The 20,839-nt window shown below is 40.1% G+C and carries 13 protein-coding genes; 9 read left to right on the top strand and 4 right to left on the bottom strand.

The genetic code is table 11. The features are described from left to right. The first annotated feature begins 207 nt into the window (after window positions 1-207). The 3 genes from QNM18_RS16270 (at window position 208) to QNM18_RS16260 (ending at window position 3,845) form a co-directional block, all read left to right on the top strand. Complete coding sequence (locus QNM18_RS16270) at window positions 208-1,401, top strand: AGE family epimerase/isomerase (RefSeq protein ID WP_284137802.1); 1,194 nt, start codon at window positions 208-210, stop codon at window positions 1,399-1,401. Then, window positions 1,398-2,348 (top strand): carbohydrate kinase family protein, encoded by a 951-nt coding sequence (locus tag QNM18_RS16265; RefSeq protein ID WP_284137801.1) that lies wholly within the window; start codon window positions 1,398-1,400, stop codon window positions 2,346-2,348. The genes QNM18_RS16270 and QNM18_RS16265 overlap by 4 nt, the downstream gene beginning before the upstream one ends. Window positions 2,349-2,750: 402 nt before the next feature. Next, entirely contained in the window at window positions 2,751-3,845 is a 1,095-nt protein-coding gene (locus tag QNM18_RS16260; protein WP_284137800.1) for an MBL fold metallo-hydrolase, read from the top strand. Window positions 3,846-4,005: 160 nt separating this feature from the next. Here QNM18_RS16260 and rnd read toward each other — a convergent pair whose 3' ends face one another. The 3 genes from rnd to QNM18_RS16245 all read right to left on the bottom strand — a co-directional run bounded on the left by rnd (window position 4,006) and on the right by QNM18_RS16245 (window position 7,832). Further along, window positions 4,006-5,136: a ribonuclease D gene (gene rnd, locus QNM18_RS16255; RefSeq protein ID WP_284137799.1), complete on the bottom strand. Its 1,131-nt coding sequence runs from the start codon at window positions 5,134-5,136 to the stop codon at window positions 4,006-4,008. 51 nt (window positions 5,137-5,187) lie between these two features. After that, the gene (fadD, locus tag QNM18_RS16250) at window positions 5,188-6,837 is read right to left on the bottom strand and encodes a long-chain-fatty-acid--CoA ligase FadD (protein WP_211008764.1); all 1,650 of its coding nucleotides are present in this window, start codon (window positions 6,835-6,837) and stop codon (window positions 5,188-5,190) included. 122 nt (window positions 6,838-6,959) lie between these two features. Next, window positions 6,960-7,832 (bottom strand): alpha/beta fold hydrolase, encoded by an 873-nt coding sequence (locus QNM18_RS16245; protein ID WP_211008763.1) that lies wholly within the window; start codon window positions 7,830-7,832, stop codon window positions 6,960-6,962. Window positions 7,833-7,961: 129 nt separating this feature from the next. Here QNM18_RS16245 and QNM18_RS16240 point away from each other — a divergent pair, with 129 nt between their 5' ends. Then, complete coding sequence (locus QNM18_RS16240) at window positions 7,962-9,254, top strand: alkaline phosphatase (protein ID WP_211008762.1); 1,293 nt, start codon at window positions 7,962-7,964, stop codon at window positions 9,252-9,254. Window positions 9,255-9,386: 132 nt separating this feature from the next. Here QNM18_RS16240 and QNM18_RS16235 read toward each other — a convergent pair whose 3' ends face one another. Continuing rightward, window positions 9,387-10,232, bottom strand: coding sequence for an alpha/beta hydrolase (locus QNM18_RS16235; RefSeq protein ID WP_284137798.1), 846 nt, complete (start codon window positions 10,230-10,232; stop codon window positions 9,387-9,389). Between the two features lie 1,240 nt (window positions 10,233-11,472). Here QNM18_RS16235 and QNM18_RS16230 point away from each other — a divergent pair. The 5 genes from QNM18_RS16230 to QNM18_RS16210 all read left to right on the top strand — a co-directional run bounded on the left by QNM18_RS16230 (window position 11,473) and on the right by QNM18_RS16210 (window position 20,605). Continuing rightward, window positions 11,473-11,847 carry a hypothetical protein gene (locus QNM18_RS16230; RefSeq protein ID WP_284137797.1) on the top strand — a complete coding sequence of 125 codons (375 nt, stop codon included), beginning with the start codon at window positions 11,473-11,475 and terminating at the stop codon, window positions 11,845-11,847. Window positions 11,848-12,310: 463 nt separating this feature from the next. Next, window positions 12,311-12,556: a hypothetical protein gene (locus QNM18_RS16225; RefSeq protein WP_284137796.1), complete on the top strand. Its 246-nt coding sequence runs from the start codon at window positions 12,311-12,313 to the stop codon at window positions 12,554-12,556. A gap of 398 nt (window positions 12,557-12,954) precedes the next feature. Continuing rightward, window positions 12,955-14,547, top strand: coding sequence for a S8 family serine peptidase (locus tag QNM18_RS16220; RefSeq protein ID WP_284137795.1), 1,593 nt, complete (start codon window positions 12,955-12,957; stop codon window positions 14,545-14,547). 1,007 nt (window positions 14,548-15,554) lie between these two features. Next, a complete protein-coding gene (locus QNM18_RS16215; protein WP_284137794.1) occupies window positions 15,555-18,845 on the top strand; it encodes a TonB-dependent receptor in 3,291 nt (1,096 codons plus the stop codon). Between the two features lie 425 nt (window positions 18,846-19,270). Next, complete coding sequence (locus tag QNM18_RS16210; protein WP_211008757.1) at window positions 19,271-20,605, top strand: glycosyl hydrolase family 28-related protein; 1,335 nt, start codon at window positions 19,271-19,273, stop codon at window positions 20,603-20,605. The last annotated feature ends 234 nt before the right edge of the window (window positions 20,606-20,839 follow it).

Genomic DNA, 20,839 nt, shown 5'->3' with positions numbered 1-20,839 from the left:
TACACATTGTTACAAGAAAATCACAAATGTTTTATTGGATCGTTCCATTATTTTTTTTAAGATGCTAGAGTAAACGAATAAATGAAAAACAACGGTTGATGCACTTCCCTAAATTAACAAAGCTAAAAGAAAAACGTTTTGATTCAAAAACACGCTAAGCTTGTTAAGCATTTACCGCTACGCGATTAGAGAGTGGAGCACGAATTTATGTCGCTAGATTTTAAGAGTAGAGATTTTTTACAGCAACATATTGATAGAACGATGGATTTTTATCACCCAAGATGCGTAGACAGCCAAGGCGGGTTTTATCAATTTTTTAAAGATAGCGGTGAGGTGTATGACGCCACAACCCGACACCTAGTTTCAAGTACACGATTTGTTTTCAATTATGCAATGGCGTATATCCATACAGATAAAACCGAATATTTAGATCTAGCACGTCATGGGCTTGATTACCTTGAAAACGTACATAAACAAGAAAATGGCGGTTATGCTTGGCTAATTGAAAACGGTGTAGCCACTGACCTTACCAACCACTGCTATGGCCTTGCTTTTGTACTTTTAGCTAACGCCATTGCGCACAAAGCCGGCATAAACTCAGCAAGTGACACTATAGAGCGTGTATGGTCACTGCTAGAAGACAAATATTACGATACTCAGTTCGAGCTGTATTTAGATGAGTTTGATGCAAGCTTTGAACATGCAGATCAATATCGTGGCCAAAATGCCAATATGCACATGTGTGAAGCGCTGCTGATGTGCTTTGAAGCCACCAATGACAGTAAGTTTTTGGAAAGAGCCTATACCCTTGCCCACAATATGACGGTTCGTCAGGCTAAACTGGCAGACGGACTGATTTGGGAGCACTACAACACAGACTGGGAAATTGATTGGGATTATAATAAAGACAACCCGAAACATTTGTTCAGACCCTGGGGTTTTCAGCCAGGTCACCAAACTGAATGGACCAAACTGTTGTTAATTCTCAACAGACACAAACCAGAATCTTGGATGGTAGAAAAAGCCAAGTTTTTATTCGACCAAGCACTAGATAACGCGTGGGATGAAGAACATGGTGGTATTTGCTACGGATTCGCACCGGATAAAACTATCTGTGATGGCGACAAGTACTTTTGGGTTCAAGCAGAAAGCTTTGCGGCGGCCGCACTTCTCGCTATTGAAACCAATGACGAGAAGTATTGGCAGTGGTACGACAAAATTTGGCAATACAGCTGGCAACATATGATTGATCATAAATATGGTGCGTGGTATCGAATACTAACACAAGACAATCGCTCATATAGTGATGAAAAAAGCCCCGCAGGTAAAACTGACTACCATACAATGGGCGCATGCTACGAAGTACTTAGAGCCTACAATATAAGCGAGAAAAGCCAATGAGTGTAGTTTGTTTTGGCGAAGCATTAATTGATTTCTTATCCGATGGCGGCACGCCAGAGTCATTTACAAAATACGCAGGCGGCGCCCCCGCTAACGTTTCTGTCGCGGTGGCAAAGCAAGGTGTGGACAGCGCATTTTGTGGCATGTTAGGAGATGACATGTTCGGCCATTTTCTCAAAGAAGAGTTATCTCACCAACAAGTAAACACGCAGTACGTTAAATTTACGAAAGAAGCGAAAACGGCCCTTGCGTTCGTATCATTGGATGCTAACGGAGAGCGAAGCTTTAGCTTCTACAGACCACCAGCCGCTGACTTATTGTTTCGTGCAGAGCACTTTGAGTCTGACATGTTCGAGCAGGGAAAGATTCTGCATGTTTGCTCAAATAGTTTGACCGAAAAGAATATTTATTTAAGTACAGTCACTGCAATGGAACAAGCTAAAAACCACGGTTTGATCAAAAGCTTTGACATGAATTTGCGAGAAAATTTATGGCCATCCATGAATCATTGCTTGGATAGAATTTGGCATATCATGACTCAGGCAGATATTGTTAAGCTTTCTAAAGAAGAATTGGAGTTTTTGAATACCCATGCGCACCCTTCACAAGATGAGCAAACAACGATAGAAGCAATTCTCAATAGTCGTGTAAAGCTGTTGCTCATTACAGATGGGGCGAATGATATCCGCTATTTTAGCAATCAATTTTCAGGTTACATCTCTCCACCAAAGGTCAACGCCGTTGATACAACAGCTGGTGGAGATGCTTTTGTCGGCGGCCTACTTGCGGAGTTGACCAGAAAGCTCGAGTCAATAGCATTCAATGAAATCGTCAATAACGAAGCACAAGTTTTAGATTTAGTTAACTTCTCGGCAAAATGTGGCGCATATGCGGTGACTAGATATGGCGCGTTTGCTTCATTGCCAACAAAACACGATATAGGCTAGAACATTTTCCTAAGTGTGAGACAGGCTCATGGAAGAGCCTATTTAAATTTAAAGATGTGCTAGATATTCACTATAAAACCAAAATACCACTGGGCTGCAAATTACCCACCCCACCAAAAAAGGTTTGAAAAACCCGACCCGTTTAGCGTTGAGTTCCTCAACAATAGACTGAAACTCAGATGGCTTGTAAGGAAACACTTTTCGATACATTTTAAAGATTGCGAGCCCTATTAAAAACGGTACTATTATTAAAGCAAAGAACAATAATACAGCGTACCAAGTTTCATCTGACACTCGTTCCATAATACTCCCGTAGCGGTTTAACATTGAATAAGACAAGCAATTTCAGTCAATGTCAGAATAGAGACAGATAGCCATAATTACAACAAGATTTGAATACCCATGATAAACAAATACCTACCATTGCCAATGTGCATCTTACTTGCTAGCTGCGCCACCCCAAACAATGTCAATCGTTTAGAGCCATCTCAAGAGATAAAATATAAGTCTACCGAAGGATACACACATCAATTTGCTAACAGCTACAAAATGCCTGAGACTTACCCCCATACCTGTGTAGAAAATTGTTACCCTAAGAGTCAATATATTGAATGTCAAAACGATATGGAAACATGTCAATACATCGGAGAAAACCCCGCTTTCTCTATCAATGAACAGCATACATTTGACGTAAAATGGTTAGGACATGCCAGCTTTTCAGTCACAACTCCCACAGGGGAAACCATTTTGATTGACCCGGTAACAGGACAATTCGATTGGCCAGTAGATTGGGCTTTTGTGCACCTAGCAGGCGGGTTTTATCGCAATGAACCAACCGCGTACCAAAAACAAACTTTGAACGATGCCAAAGCAGTCGTTTATTCACATATTCACTACGATCATTTTAGTAAATCTGATATCGAAAAAATCGGTAATCAACCTACCTATCTTACTCCACTAAACTTTGCCGACTACTTTCCAACTGGCGGATACAATATTGTTGAAATGCCTTGGTATACTCAATATGACGTAGGTCAGACTGGTGTTCACTTTGTTCCAGCACACCATTTCAGCAACCGTGTAGTTGTGCCTATGATCACCAATGATGACGACGAAACTTTGTGGGGTGGATGGGTATTTAAAAGCGCTGGCAGACAACTGTTTTTCGCTGGTGATACAGGGTATTCAGGACACTTTAAAGATATTCATGCAAAGTACGGCGATATGGACGTATGCCTCATTCCAATTGCGTCATACCATCATGAAACACATGGAAAATGGTATCGTAATGTCCATTTAACACCCGAAGATGCGCTTTTAGCTGCCAAAGAACTCAATTGTGGGGTAATGATCCCATGGGGTCATGGCAATATGAGCTGGAAAATGGGAGATCATTCCTCTCATTCTGCGCTATTTAGACTACTCCATATGAAAACCCAGCTAAAAAGTACAACTCCACTATATATTTTAAATGAGGGTGAGCAAGTTAAGCTATAGTTGCATATCCTATTGATAGCGAGTAATCATTACTTCGCTAGCAACAGCAGACTAATTAGGGCTTAATGGCCCATGTTTGCTACAACTAAATAAACTTTAAAAGTAAAGGCACAGCGCCAGTGCCTTTTACACGTCTACATAAATTATCCAATTAGCAGGCTTAAATTTCCCACTTTTTAAGCGCATCACCAATGATTTCTTTGCGCCAACCTTGAAAAAGGTCAGGTTTAATCATCACTTGCCGTTGTGTATCGGTAAGCTTCCAATTCCAACTTATTACCTGATTAATTTGTTTTTTGGACGCGATCACATCCACTGGTAAATTGCGCTCTTTCGCAACTTGGGTGATGTCAGATTTAATCTCTTTAGCTGCTCTTTTATACTGCGCAAAATCGATTAACCGCTTAACTTTGGCCGGTAATGCATCTTCCTCAACAGCTCGGCCCGCTTCAATACATGCTAAGATTTCTTTACCAGAACGGTTCACTTCCATCGCTTCAACTTCAGGAATATTGCGCATACTTGCTAATGAAGAAGGTCTTCTTTTCGCAATTTCAACCATATTGAGCTCTTTGAGTATGAAGTTTACTGAAATATTCTTTTTTTCAGCCTTATTCATACGCCATGCAGCAAGCTCTCTCAACACAGCCAGATCGCGACTGCGCAGTTGCCATACATTTTTGATGTTAAGATAAATGTATTCGTCAGGGGTTCTGAATGCACGCTTTTTAGCGATGAGTTCACTTTCAGAAATCACGATATCAAACAGTTGCTTTTGTTCTATCTGCTCAATGATTTTTTCGAAACAGGGTAATAAGTAAAATACATCAGCAGCTGCATATTCAAGTTGCTTATCCGACAGGGGCCTTTTCAACCAATCTGTACGAGACATGCTTTTATCTATCTCAATATCTAGCAATGATTTAACCATATTAGCAAAACCAACGCAGTTGCCCTCCCCTAAAAGCTGTAAGGCAAATTGAGTATCAAAAAGAGGCGCCGGTACTATACCTGCAAAGTTTTGAAATACTTCAATATCTTCCGAAGGAGAGTGGATCACTTTAATCACATCAGGTGACGTAAATAATGCCCACAACGCCGAGAAATCCATGTCTACCAAGGGGTCTATTAACGCCAAATGTTTACCATCATAGACTTGCAATAAGGCATTTTCCGGGTAAAGCGTTCTTCTTCGCATAAACTCGGTATCTATTGCCAAAATTTTACTATCCGAAATGAGGCTTACAAACTCATCTAATTCAGCTTGGTATTGAATAAACTGATACTGCACATTGACTCCTTCGCATTTAGCGAAAAAAAACCGGCTGCTGCCGGTTTTTTCTTATTTTAACGCCCTACGTAATATTTTTCCTACGTTTGTCTTTGGTAGTTCATCTCTAAACTCAACCATTTTAGGAACTTTGTAGTTTGTTAGGTTTTCACGACAATGCGCTATTATATCTTTTTCTGACAAAGATTGATCTTTTCTTACAACAAAAACTTTTACTTGCTCTCCACTTACCTCATGAGGTACGCCAATAGCGGCAACTTCAAGAACGCCATCATGGCTGGCAACGACTTCTTCAATTTCGTTCGGGAACACATTGAAGCCAGAGACTAAGATCATGTCTTTTTTACGATCAACAATATAAAAGAACCCTTCATCATCATATGTCGCAATATCTCCGGTAGCGAACCAACCATCTTGCAAGCAATCAGCTGTGGCATCAGGCCTGTTGTAATATCCAGCCATGACTTGTGGGCCTTTAACTAACAATTCACCCGGCTCACCTTTTGGTGCTTCTTCACCGTTTTCAAGCACAACTTTTAGATCCGTGCTAGGTGCAGGTAGGCCTATCGAGCCATTGTAACCTTCAAGGTCTAGCGGGCAAATCGTGACAAGCGGCGCACATTCAGTCAGGCCGTAGCCCTCAAGCAATCTAGAATTGGTGACAGATTGCCACTTTTCAGCCACAGGTCGTTGTACCGCCATGCCACCACCTAAAGACACTTTAAGATTTGAAAAGTCTAACTGTGCGAAACCTTCAGTGTTGAGTAGACCATTAAATAAGGTATTTACACCCGTAATAACGGTAAACGGATACTTAGCCAAATCTTTAACAAACCCGGCCATATCACGAGGGTTAGTGATCAAGATATTGTGACCGCCGTATTTCATAAATGTCAGGCAATTCGCAGTGAGCGCAAATATATGGTAAAGCGGTAAAGCCGTGATGACGACTTCTTTGCCCTTATCTAGAACTTTGTCCAAACAGCCTGAAACTTGCTCTAAATTCGCAACCATATTGCCATGGGTCAGCATTGCACCTTTCGAAACACCAGTAGTTCCACCAGTGTATTGCAAGAAAGCCAAATCAGTTTGGCTAACGTCTGGCTTTTTGTAGCTATTGGGATCTGCGTTTATTGCCTGAGCAAACGGAATGGCCGATGGCAAATTATACGCAGGGACCATTTTTTTAACTTTCTTGACGACAAAATTCACTAAGTGTTTTTTAACACCACCAAGCAAATCCCCAATCTGCGTCATCACTATGTGTTTCACAGGTGTCGAAGGCAAAGCCTTTTCTAGCGTACTAGCGAAGTTAGCTAGAATAAAAATCGCTTTAGCTTCTGAATCATTAAGTTGATGCTCCAACTCACGAACCGTGTACAGAGGGTTCACATTTACAACCGTGCAGCCCGCTCTGAGTACACCTAAAATGGTGATCGGCGTTTGTAATAAATTCGGCATCATGACCGCTACTTTATCGCCTTTCCCAAGTTTCAACGTATTTTGAATATAGCTAGCAACTGCTTTAGTCGCATTGTCTATTTCTTTGTATGTCAGTGTTTTGCCCATATTTGAATAAGCGGGTAACTGAGCATAATTGGTAAAACATTCGTCTATTAGTTCTAGCAGCGAGTTGTAGTGCTCTGGATCAATCGTCGCCGGCATGCCTTCTGGATAGCGTTTTAGCCAGATTTTTTCCACTCTTAGCTCCTGTATTCTCGTTCTTTTTTTACACTTACCTTAAAGCAAATAAGGCACTTAAACAATTGAGTAATTACTCTAACTGAGGGATATTCCCATATTTAAAGCAAACTTACAATCAACTAGCCCCTTGCTTTTTCAATATGAGAGACGATCTCTTTCAATATTTCTTTTGGGTATTGCATATGGCAGTGATGCCCTCCTTGAACTTTTGAAACGCTAAGCGTATCAAAACATGGAAGAAATTGTTTCATGTTATCACGCATTTGAGCATATCCTTCATTTGGTAAGATAAGCATAGTGTCTACTGTGATTTTATCTAATAAACTCATCGCTTGTTCTTGGCCTAGCCTAATCGTAGAGGGCAATTTTAATTTAGGATCAGAGCTTAGCGTGTACCTCCCCTGCTCGCTGATTATTGTACGGGCCATTAATATCTCTGCGATATCATCACTAAACTTGCCGACTGTAGCCCGTGTTCTGACCATTGATTGTCTATCGTCAAACCAACGTTTTGGCTGAGCAGCAAGCTTTTTTCTCTCTTCAAAGGCTTTAATCAAGTTTGATTTCACATGCTCAGGACTTTGATACACGAGCCCTATACCATCCACTAAGCTCAATGACTGCACCATATTTGGGAAAGTGCTAGCCAGCAAGTTGGAAATAAACGCCCCCATTGAATGACCCACAAAATGCGCCTGCGGCAAGTTTATTGCATCCATAAATCGGATCACATCGTATATATAGTCAATAAAATAATATTGTGCATCCGCCGATTTCCACTTTGAACGACCATGGCCTGGTAAGTCCACCAGATACCAAGTATGCATTGCTAAGTGCTGCTCGGACAATAGCTCTGCCATGGGCTTAAAACTGTTACTGTTGTCCAGCCAACCATGCAAACACACCACTGCATTAGGACCATGACCAACTTGCTGCCACGCAAAACCATTGCAAAAATAGTCTTTCATCTCATTTTTTTTATTAATCGACATTTATTGATATTCTTCACAATCACATTTAGTTAAGATCATACGCGATAAAACTTAAGCGTTTAAGGTAATAATTATATCAATTATTACAAAACTCGTTTAAACCAAACACGGGAAATCAAAGGAAAAACTATGTCACGCAAAATTTCGGCAGTTGCAGCGGCTATCTCTCTATTGGCAAGTAGTCAAATTTACGCTGCACCAAAAAATATCATTTATATGATTGGTGACGGTATGGGTCCGGCATACACAACTGCGTATAGATACTACAAAGACGATAAAACAACAAAAACTGTAGAACCAACTGTGTTTGACTCTATTTTAGTTGGCATGGCGCATACATACCCAGACGACAACACGGTTGTTACGGACAGTGCAGCAGGAGCAACTGCGCTAAGCACAGCTATTAAAAGCTATAATGGTGCAATCGCGGTCGACACAAAAAAGAAGCCGTTAAAAACCATGCTGCAAATGGCAAAAGAAAACGGAAAAACCACAGCGCTAGTCGCTACCTCTCAAATAAACCATGCTACACCAGCCAGCTTTGCAGCACATAATGAATCTCGTCGTAACTACGATGAAATTGCTGACGACTATGTTGATGTAAAAGTTGCAGGTAAGCTGCCTGTTGACCTTATGCTAGGGGGTGGTACTAAGTATTTTATTCGCGAAGACCGTAATATTGTCTCTGAATTTAAACAGGCTGGCTATCAATATATTGATAATTTGAACAAGCTAAATACCATTGAATCAATCCCAGCAATTGGGCTTTTTGCAGAAAAGGGCATGCCTTACGCTATCGATGAAAGTCCCTTGCGCCTGACACATATGACAAAAAAAGCACTGTCTTTGCTGAACAAAGACAAAAACGATAAAGGCTTTTTTGTCATGATCGAAGGAAGTCAAATCGACTGGTGTGGTCATGCTAATGACATTGCCTGTGCCATGAAAGAAATGGAAGATTTCGCACAATCTATTGAACTGGCCAAGGCTTATGTTGACAACAACCCCGACACGCTACTTGTAATCACAGCTGACCACTCAACAGGCGGTTTAACTCTTGGAGCTGACGGCGATTACAAATGGGAACGAGATGTCGTAGCAAATGTAAAAAACTCTGTCAAAACAATCACGAAAAAGCTTAAAGATAGCAAAAATATTGAACGTGACTGGGTAGAGCTGACCGGATTAGAATATTCTGAAGACATAGCTAAAAAGCTCACTGAGGCAAAGCCTAACGGCGATAGAGCAATTTTTGACGTCATCAATGGATACATCAACCAAGCAAGCTATACAGGTTGGACTACTGGAGGCCACACAGCAATTGATGTGCAAGTATTTGCCCACGGAAAAGGCCGTGAACATTTTATTGGTTCGCAAAACAACACCCAAATTGCTGAAAAGCTAATTTCTTTTATTGAGTAATTAGTTTGTTTTAAATATGAAGGTTTGGCGGTACTAAAGCCGCCGAACTTGACCATCTAAGTCATTTTTTAGCGGCTTTTATTGCAAGGGACAAAACACATAGTCCGCAGCTCCGTGTCTCTCAAGTGGCCTCTAAATCTTATTGAGAAACTCCTCGTAAGCTAAGCGTACTTGCTTATTATCAAACATTTTGTAGTGACCAGCCTCTTCAGATATCACTATCTGTTTATCAATACTTTGGCTTGCGTCGTATAGTCTATGTGACAAAGATACTGGTGTTTGCTTGTCTTTTGATCCGCCTATCACTAGCAGTGGACCCTGATAATAATCGCTAAGGACTTGCGCATTATTGACCGAAAAAAACACATCATCGACCTGCACATCAACCCACATTTTTTTGTACCAAGGAATGGCTTCGTCGATCCAATCAGCAACGTTTGTCGCAGAACCCTGCATTACTAGGCCATCAATTGAGTTACTTTTGGCAACTTGTGCCGCAATAAAACTACCAAGAGAAAAGCCATGAACTATTAATTTTTCAGCACCCAATTCATTTTTACTAAATTCGTAACTTAATTGTGCATCGCTGATTAAGGTTGAAATCGTTGCAGTTCCATTGCTCGCACCTAATCCTCTACGGTCAAATACAACAATATCATAATCGTACTTCACAATATCACTAAGTTCAGTACTCACTGATTTTTCAACGCTCATACCATTGCCGGGAATATATAAAATGGTGTCTTTTGTATTTGCATGGTCAAAGTGTAGACCGTGTAATACGACAGCCTCTCCATTGACTTGAATTGAGATTGGTCTAATTGCATGTTCAGGCGTCTTAGCGTTCAGCTTTTCAACAAAATCACGACTATAATAAGTGACCACCTCGTCTTGGCTAATAAAGTTTGATTCCTTAATAGACACCGAGCAACCCGTTAGCGCTGTTGCAAGCCCCAGGGCTAATATTGTCTTTTTCATCGTATTGTCCTTATTATTCTTTAGCGGTGGAGTGATTAATTTAGCAGAAACTGACAAGCCATTGTCAGTCCCATCTTGTAACTAAAAATAACTGAGTTATACAAAACCCTTAGGCTAGTAGTAATTATACCCGACACTTAGTGAGTAATACGTTTCCTAATAAGACTTTGAAAAGCACTAAATAGTGAACACACCTTTTTCGTTTTTTGGAAGCCAGCAAGATACTCGTTTTAGGCCGCTCTTGCGCCATTAAATAGAAATTAAGCCGCCAGAAAACGACAATGACCAATTACATCATGATGTGATTTTTTTGCTAACCAAAATCATGCATCAGCGACCTAACTCTTAATTCATCGGGAGTAATAGCCTGTCGAAAGATCCGCTTGGCCGGCAAGACGTGAATGCGATGCTTTTCAGTGCGTGTATTGTGACTTCTGTATAACTTACCTAATACTCTCATTGTTACCTGAGTGTCTTTCTTATCCTAGTAATACGACTTAACTTACTTTGGTTCGATGTTTGAAAATATAAGTTCAACCCACCCGGTTTGAGCCCTATAAAAAAATATACGAAGATACTTCCTGTATGTGTGGGTTCCGATTCAGAATAATTTGCAAGGGTATTCTTTTCAACCCAAGTTGCCCCTCCTCTATTGCACTGTTCATGTTTCATTAATCTAGGATCTATAACGTGTATTGTTTTCCTAGTCGATGCGCATTCATGCCTTACGTGTATATCGACTAAAAATTGAAAAACACTCTAATTTGAATCGCTAAAACACTTGGAAACAAAAAAGCAACAAAAAAACAACGTTGAATTTTTCGACGTTTGAAAGTTTCAAATTTACTTACCATTTACACAGAAGAAAAATAAAAATCTGCAATTTATAGTTCATAAAATCAACCCGTTAAAAGAATGTAATATTAAATTCAAAGCAAAAGCACCAACCAAGAATAAAATAAATTGAATTTTATCTCTTTCGCCCTGACCTACCTTATCAAAGCACTGCAAACGTTAAAAAATAAGAAGGTAAATCATCAAATTCGAAAAAATCAAAATAATTCACCCTCAATAGCTTTAGATAAATTATCCGACTTATAAGAAAAATCTAGTTACTTAATAAGCAAGAACAGACAAATCAAAGAGAAATTCACCCTATTGACTCCACTTAGAGTTGTTTACTACCTTGTTATTGCGCTGATGCGCAACATTAAAAAATATCAATAAACAGGAATTTAAAATGAAAACTACTTTAAAAGCTCTTACGCTAATTGCTGGTACTTTCTTCGCGGGATCTGCTTTCTCAGCTCAAGTTGTATGTGACGTCTATGCTAAAGGTAGCGGCCATTCATGGGGTAATGGCACTCAAAATTGTATGGCGCTCGATTTTTCTTTCGGTAACTCAACGTCAGGCCGCTTTTATCTCAAAGATGTGACGAAGGATATTGAAGAGGTTCGTTGGGACGGTATTGCAAGATGTAGCGGTGGTACAAGCTGTAATGTTACTGTTAGAGCTTATTCAGGTGGCAATACGGCATCAGCACTTATTCTTTATAAAGATGGCACTTGGGAAAGAACAAATACTGCCAGAGCGTCGTACGAAACAGGCCACTAAAATTTAGGGCTTTTTAAAAACAGCAGCGCCTTGTCTAAATTTAACGGGCGCTGCAAATTGATTAGCCCCCAATAAGCTTTTGGTTTTTTAGTTATGTCTTTTGGAAAAACGACAAAGTAGGTTTAATACATAATGCCCAGAGTTAAAAATACTATGCTTACAAATATTGAGAACCCATAAAAAGTACATTACCTATCAAAAACTTAAAAACAGGCACTTACTTTCTGAGTATTAATCCCGAACCACACTAGCGATATTCGAATGACCAGTACTTTGTAAGTAGCTAACATTGTTCAGAATCGACCAAGTTCATAGAAAACAGTTTAATTACTGCTATACCGCTATACTCAACTCCATTAACTTATCGTAGTAGCCTAGTTCATACCGAGCAGGTGAAACATGGCTAATTGAAAACAGCACATGTTTATTATCAGCCTAATTTCTCACGTATTGAGCTGTATATATGACAACTTCAACTCGCACTCAAGGCTTATCCCTATTGGTGAACTGCGAATTAAATAGTCGTTTCTTGTCGCAGCAATCGCGTTTTCATGCGAATTTAGGGCATCGAATGTTGATGCTTGGCTCTCTCTTTCAGCAAAATAGTCCTGTGTACTTAATAAATACTGACTGCCCCTATCGCTCAGAGTATTTGGCCCCCTTAGGTGACTTCATTTCCAAGCTGTTTGTTCTAACAAACCATACATGAAGCAAATGTGCAGAGATAACTCCTCGAATTTTTACGAAAAGAACATTTCAACTCAAGTGGATTAACCCAAATTTAACAACTACAATGTAGTTTTGGCTCATTATTAAAATTTTTCATGTTGATAAAAAGTGCATATTTAACAATAGCTTTCAGCTTAAACTTTAGCCATACAAGGTACAGCTTGGCGTATTGAAGTCAGTTTCAGAGTTGCGGTTAGACCGTTCCAAGTGTAAGGTTGTTTAAAAAACACACAAAATGTAACTGATATGTTTAACTTAAGTCAATTTTATGAAATTGAAAGAGCAGTTAAACCACTTTTATGCTCTGTTTTTTAGTGCTGATGTTTAAGTGAGTTATCAGTTCAAAACAACCGTAACTAAAGACAACAAGGAACAAACATGAGTATCAAGCGATTTAAACTTTCTACAGTAGCAACCATCATGGTATCAGCTATGAGTTTTCCAACTTTGGCGGACGCCCCTGTGCTGCAAGAGCAACAACTAAAGCAGCTAAGCGCTTTTAAGCTAGAGGAAAAATCAGCAACCAACAACCGCTACATCATTAAATTTAAGAGTGAAAAAACAGCCGAAAAACGAGTCTTTAATGACTTTATTGCTATGAATTTCCTTTTTACAGCTGGTGCTGAACCATTATTCTCGCTTAATGGTCAACAAGCCATGGTTGCCGAACTAGACGAATATAGTCTGGAAACATTGCGCGGCTTGTCATCTATTGAGTCGATAGAAATTGACCCAAAGCGTTTCTTACTTGATGCCACTAAATCTGACGGCGTAATTAGCCCTTACGCACAAAGTACGCCATACGGTATCAATATGGTGCAAGGACACTTACTGTCTCAAAATAACACCTCTGCAAGAAAAGTCTGTGTAATTGACACAGGTTACAATCTAGGACACCCAGATTTACCTTACGGCAACGTCACAGGCATTGCGAACAATAATGCCGTCGGTAGATGGAATAATGACGGAAATGGTCATGGAACGCACGTTGCCGGCACCATAGCGGCCGAAAACAACAGTCAAGGTGTGGTAGGTGTTTACCCTGGCGTAGACCTTCATATCGTTAAAATATTTAACGATAATGGTCAGTGGACACACGCGTCGAACCTCATTAATGCTATCCAGCAATGTAAAGACGCAGGATCTCATGTTGTTAATATGAGCTTAGGCGGAGGTAACTATTCGAGCAGTGAAAATACGGCGATGCAAAACTTCGTAAATGGCGGCATGATGCTTGTGGCAGCCGCAGGCAACGACGGAAATAGCTCTAAGTCCTACCCAGCATCTTACAATTCGGTCATTTCTGTTGCGTCTGTAACATCAAGCGAGTCTCGCTCTTCTTTCTCTCAATACAATGACCAAGTCGAGGTTGCAGGGCCAGGTTCGAATGTAAACTCAACTTATCCAACTAATACTTATAGAAGTCTAAGTGGTACATCTATGGCATCGCCTCATGTTGCAGGTGTAGCAGCACTAGTTTGGAGCCATCACACGCAATGTACAAACCAAGAGATCCGTGCAGCCATTAACGCTACAGCAAAAGACAAGGGCGCAGCTGGCCGTGATAATTACTATGGACATGGTATCGCCCAAGCGAAAAGTGCATCAGATTACCTTTCTGCAAATGGCTGTCAAGGTGGCGGCGATCCGGGCAACCCAGGTGATGTTAAACCAGTAAACGGGTCTTTACCAAACTTGCAAGGTAATCAAAATGGTTGGACCCACTACACATGGAATATTCCACAGGGAGTGAAAGAAATGAACTTGGCGATCACAGGAGGAACAGGTGATGCTGACCTTTACGTGAGATACAACGCTCAACCAGACGCTAACAACTATACTTGCCGTCCATGGAAAAATGGTAATGAAGAGCAGTGCTCATTTACTAATCCAAATGCGGGTACATGGCACATCAGCCTATATGGTTACAACAATTACAATGGTGTAACGTTAAACTACTCATATAAATAAACACACGTAAAGTGAGTCTCACCTCACTTTACTTTTCTCATAGAGTCGGCTGTGATTGCGTCGACTCACTTCTGAAGAAGTGAAATCAAACCCTCATTAATTAAACTAAATATAGCAACAATAAAGCAACCTGCCGCGTTATTTTTTTTAAATATATATTATCAGCTATTCACAATTTATAAATATAAAAACATCATAAATTCGAGGTGTTGAGATACCATAACCCCACCATGCACCACTCAAATTCTTTTGATAAAACCAGCTAATACCTAAAACAATTAATAGCTTTATTAATATACACTTAGGTTACTCAATCAGTAAAAGTTACTACATTGCGTATATTTCAAACCAACTACTGATTACCTATACAGCAACTTTATCCTTTGGGGTAAAATCACCTCTCCTTTTGTGCAATATTTATTCCATTGAGTAGCAATATCTTTGATAAGTTAATAAACATTGCGCTATAATGCGCCTCAACAATTGCAAAAATCCAAAGGGTTCTTCTCAATTGCACTGCTAGCGCATAGGACTATAGCTTAAGTAAAAGAGAAGAATAAAACACATTGTTTTAAGTACACAGGATGAATGTCCTATGGAAACTCTATTTCGTACTTAACAACGTCAAAAACCTTTTTTAACGATGATTTGGATAAACTAAAACGTGGTAATTCAACACACAATGCTGTTACAAGCTCAAAAAATGACTTTGGTCGACGAACTTTTGAGTGATTCAACAATCCGCTTGGTAAACTCGCCGATATTAAACCATCGTAATCACAATGCCCTTTGGCAATAGCATCAACTTCTAGTTAGTAATTCCTATCGATTGTACTTTACTGCATCAACTCTCAAGGTTAGTCCTAGCTTAGAATCTAACCGTGTTTTGGTGTGAGAAATAAAGTCGTTCGAAGGAGCAGTTTGTTTAAGTCAAATATGCATTGAGCTGAGATTCAAATATTTGACCTTATTAATTTTTAAATACAAAACACACGGGAAACAACACAATGAAAAACGTTCGCTTAACTAAAGTGGCCGGCGCCTTAGCATTAGCTATTGGCGTATCAGCAAGCGCATTCGCTTCTGATACATCGTCTGCAATGCGTGGTAAAATCACCACACCTAACGGAGATGCGGCAGCTAATGTTAAAGTTACAGTTATTCACGAACCAACTGGCACTATCAGCACATTTACTACCAATGAAGCGGGTGCTTTTATTGCCAAAGGCTTACGCGTAGGCGGTCCTTACCGCGTAGTGCTGGACTCTGACAAATACCTAGATGCAGAGCTTGACAATATCTTCCTTCAATTGGGCGACACGCACAGAATCAGCAATCAATTAAAGCCTCTACAAACCATTGAAAAAATTGAAGTAAGTGGTTATAAGTTGGTACAACAGGCTGGCGGATCAAGTAGCGTATTTGGTGAAGATGCAATCAATAATGTCCCTAGCTTTAACAACGATATTAAAGATGTTGCGCGCCTAAATCCAATGGCAAGCATTAACGGTAACGGCGAACTGACCATTGCAGGTAATAACCCAAGAACAAACAGTTTAACTGTAGACGGTATTGGTCAAAATGATGATTTTGGCTTGAACTTCGGTGGCTACCCTACTTCACAACCTCCTGTTGCTCTAGATGCTGTTGAGCAAATCTCAGTAGATACATCTCCGTTTTCTGCGAAAAAAGGTAACTTTGGTGGCGGTACCATTAACGCAGTTACTAAGTCTGGCTCAAATGATTACACGTTTACTGGTTTTTATGAAACCAGTACGCCTAGCCTGACAGGTAAACTAGACAATATTTCTGAAGCTAAATACAAAGAAGATGTAAAAGATGCGAATGGTGAAACGATTCACCGCGCAGGCTCGAGCATTCTTGATGAGAATGGCCATAAAACGTTTGAGATTTCTAGTACAGATCCTATCGAAACTGAGTCTCGCATGGGCTTCAGTACTGGTGGCGCAATTGTCAAAGACGAACTGTTCTATTTTGTGAACTACAACTCTTGGAAGCAAGAGATGGACATGGATTACGGCTTTGACGGTTCAGGTACTGCACATGAATTCGATATCACTGAATCTGATTACAACACATTTGTTAACACGCTAAACAACACTTACGGTATTCAAGATGAACTAGGCGGCAATCCAGAAGATAAGAGTGAAAGCTTACTAGTAAAACTGAGCTGGAATATTAGTGATTTACACCGCGCCGATTTCACTTACCAGTGGCAAGATGAAAAAGACGACAGAGGTTTTGCAACTGGTGGTAACTCACTAAGCATGGCGTCTAGCCGATATGAGTACACGACTAAGTTCGACAACTTTGCAACCAAGCTATATTCTGATTGGTCTGATGAATTCTCAACAGAAATCGGTTTAGCGTACAAAAATGTTACCAATGACAGTATCACAAACTCTGATTTAGGCTCGATTGAAGTATTTATCGACGGTGGTAGAGGTGAATCATTTGAGTTTGGCCGTGACAGATACCGTCACGCAAACAAAAGTGAAACTGAGACTTTCGCGCTGACATTCGATGCTACATACTTCATGGGCGACCACGAAATCAACTTTGGTGCGCAACTAGAAAGTAAACGTCTATATAATGTTTTCGGTGAAGGCTCAATGGGTACTTGGACATTTGGTAGCCTTGAAGACTTTGCAAATAAGAAGCTGCACGTTATTAAAGACAGAAGAACCGAAGTTGAAGATTATCAGTTCTCATATACTAATGCATACACTAATAACGTAAATGACCTTGCTTATGACGCAACTCGTGAACAGATCGCATTATATATTGAAGACAAGTTCTATCTAACTGATGACCTAGAAATCACTACGGGTGTTCGTTATGAGCGTTTGGCTTCAAGCGATGAGCCAAGACTTAACGCAGCATTCCAGAATACTTATGGCTACACAAACCAAGAAAACCTAGATGGCGCAGATATCATCCTGCCTCGTATCGGATTCAAATACTATGCGACTGACGCCTTGACTATCAACGGTGGTATTGGCCGTTTCCAAGGTGGTATTCCAAATGTTTGGTTTAACAACCCTTTCCAAAAAGACGGTTACACACAAGTAGCTGCGACGCAAGCTGCAATCAACGCACACTTTGCTGACGTTGAACAGGTGGATATTACAAAAGTACCTCAAGGGATCCAAGATTCTTTAAAACCAGGTACTGGCAGCACGGCATATACTGATCCAGACTTTGAGTTGCCTTCAAGTATTCGTGCGCAAGTAGGTTTTGAATATGAGTTCGATTCAGAACTACTAGGTGATGGCTTTAAATGGTCTGCGGAAATTGCATACCAAAATAAACAAGACGAAGCAGTATGGCGCAACACATCTATCAAGCCCCAGTTAGATGAAAGTGGAAACATTGTTCGCTCTGCAACAGGTCGTGTAATCTACGACAGCATTTACTCAGGTGATCTGCGTGATAACTACGATATCATGATGACCAACTCTGATCTTGAAGCCAAATCAATCATCATCTCAACAGCAATTGCGAAAGAGTTTGAAAACGGCCTATATATCTCTGCAAGCTACACAAACCAAGACGTTGAAGACATCGTGCCTGGCGGCGCATCGCAAGCAGATGGAAACTACAAGCATACAACTACACACAGTCGTAATGTTGACCTAGTCGGTCGTGGTCACTATGAAGTTGAGCACAGCTTCAAGCTGAACCTTCGTTACCAAACAGAATTTATTGACGGCTATGCATCTAAGTTCAATGTTTTCTTCGAACGTCGTTCAGGCCGCCCATTCAGCTACACAATGGGTTCATACAATGACAGCGACTTTGGTGATACACGCGACTTTAACCGCACGTCAGCATACCTAGCTTACATTCCAACTGGTGCCAACGATCCAAAAGTAAATTGGGATGAATCTGGCCTCAACTGGGAGCAGCTAGAGGCACTTCTTAACCGTGCAGGCATTTCTGAGCGCGGTCAGATCCTTGACAGAAATACGGGTACTCAACCTTGGGTTACAACTATGGATGTCAGCTTTAAACAAGAAATTCCAGGTTTCTATAAAGAGCACAAAGGCGAGATCTATTTCATGATCGAAAACTTTGCAAACCTACTTAATAGCGACTGGGGTATCGAGAAGAAGCTTAGCCACAGTGACCAAAAACTGTATGACTTTGGTGGTTTAGAAAATGGTCAGCTTGTGATCGATGAGCGTTACAAAGGCTCTGATGTTCGTAACTACTCTCAAATTGATAAAGGCTCGTCAGCTTGGCAAGCTAAAGTTGGTATCCGCTATACATTTTAATAGTTGAAACTAACTACATAACTTTATGATGGCCAACAATTGTTGGCCATTTTTATTTATATGGTATATCACTTATTCTTAGGTGTGCTCTATGAGAGGTTAATATTTAATCTCTCAGTAAGGCAACTTTTTACTTATCGATAAATTGGCTATAAATTTAATTATCCGGGCTTTTAATCAACATAACTTTTTATTTATAACCACACACCCTCTTTAACCTAATTTCAAAATAAAGACAACCACCACAACGGATTAAACACCAAAATCTCAACCTGATTATAATTCAAACAAGAAAATATAAATCACTTAAAAACCCATTTACATTAAAATATTAATATTTAAACTATATTAACCACACCTCTATATTAATTATAAAAATAGTGTACTATCTACGAGAAAGTTAAAACTTCAATAAAAGGACTACAATGAACCAACGCAACTCAATATTCTTGTTAAGCTTGTTATCTTCTTCCGCATTTGCTTTTGATGCTAGTGTAATATCAATTACAGACAGCCGTTTCGGTGCAATTGCAAATGACAATATTGACGATACAGTTCAAATTCAAGCTGCTATAAATTATGCTGTAGAAAATAACAAAAGCGTATATATTCCTGCGGGTACTTTCAAAGTTTCAAATACACTTGATGTAACGCAACGCAAAGGAAATCATAACTCTAGAATTAAAATATATGGTGAGAAACGTAACTTATCAAAATTAGAAACTTCCGCTGACATAGCTTTATTTAAAGTAGCACACGGTGTGGAATTACATAATTTATCTCTGTCTCAAACAGCAGGTTATAAAAAAGGCACTGCAATCGACATTCCGTTTGCAAGTTATAGATCAAATTTCTCAAAACTAGATATATCCGGGTTCAATACGGGTATTAATGGCAAGTGGGTAATATGGAGTCGCTTCGAAGATTTATTTATCGCCAATGTAAACCTTGGTATTCATTTACATGGTAATGGTGAAGCGCCAGCTTATTGGAATACAGAACCAAATGGCTGGTTTAATAACGTCAACATCTTTGACAATGTATATGTAGAAAAGTCAGATACTGGCATAAAGTTAGCAGCGATGGGCAGCGACATTGCAAACTCTACGGTACAAAACTCACGAGTTGGTATCGAGATCTATGGACCTGCAGATCATAGAACATGGAATAACCAAATAAGTAACTTTTATGCCGAAGGTGTAAAGACAGTATTTAAAGTGAAAAACTCCAGAACATTGGATATTAACGGCGTGTTTGCCCAAGGTGGTAAAAGCAGCGATCGAGCGTACGCTGTTATAGACGCCGAAAATGGTGGTGTAATTAATGTCAAAGGTATGACAGGTCAAGACTGGTGGACTCACAGCGTAATCCTGAAAAATACAAACTTAACTGGGCACGTTGCGGCAGTGGGAGGCACTCCAAGTATCGATGCTCAATCGGTTTACTCCAGTAAACAAACCGCTGGTATTAGCCTACCTGCCAACAGCAGCTGGGTTGCGCTTCCTAGCAGTGTCGCAGTCTCTCTCAATAGTACTTACAGAGTCACCGTTACCGGGATCCGAGATGGCTACGAGCCCGTTTTGGAGGAGTACACTATATTCAATTGGAATGGCGTAAGTCGTTATGGCAAAATCGTGCATAATTCAGGAGTTGGCCGTGTAAAGCTTAAAGTTGAAGGTGGTCGACTCTACGCACAATTAGCCTACAATGGCGGCAATGGCTTAAGCGGTGGTAAAGTTACTATCGAAAGGCTTCACTAAACATTTGTGTGAATCTGTGGGTGAGCTTATTGGCTCACCTTCAGTAAGCAATAAAACTGATTATACCACCTTGAAATGCTGCAATTTTCTATATCCCCAAAATTGCAGTGAAACAATTCCCACAAACGGGTTAATTTCATCCCCCGCTTACCCCCAACTTTCGATCCTTCATTCAAGCAGGCTCAATTGAATAACACATTTGTATCACTATGCTATTGAGGTTCAACTTAACGA

The sequence above is a fragment of the Pseudoalteromonas obscura genome (assembly GCF_030135505.1).
GTDB lineage: Bacteria > Pseudomonadota > Gammaproteobacteria > Enterobacterales > Alteromonadaceae > Pseudoalteromonas > Pseudoalteromonas obscura.
Note: the sequence above shows the minus strand (reverse complement) of the source record. Positions and strands in the feature narration are given on the sequence as shown.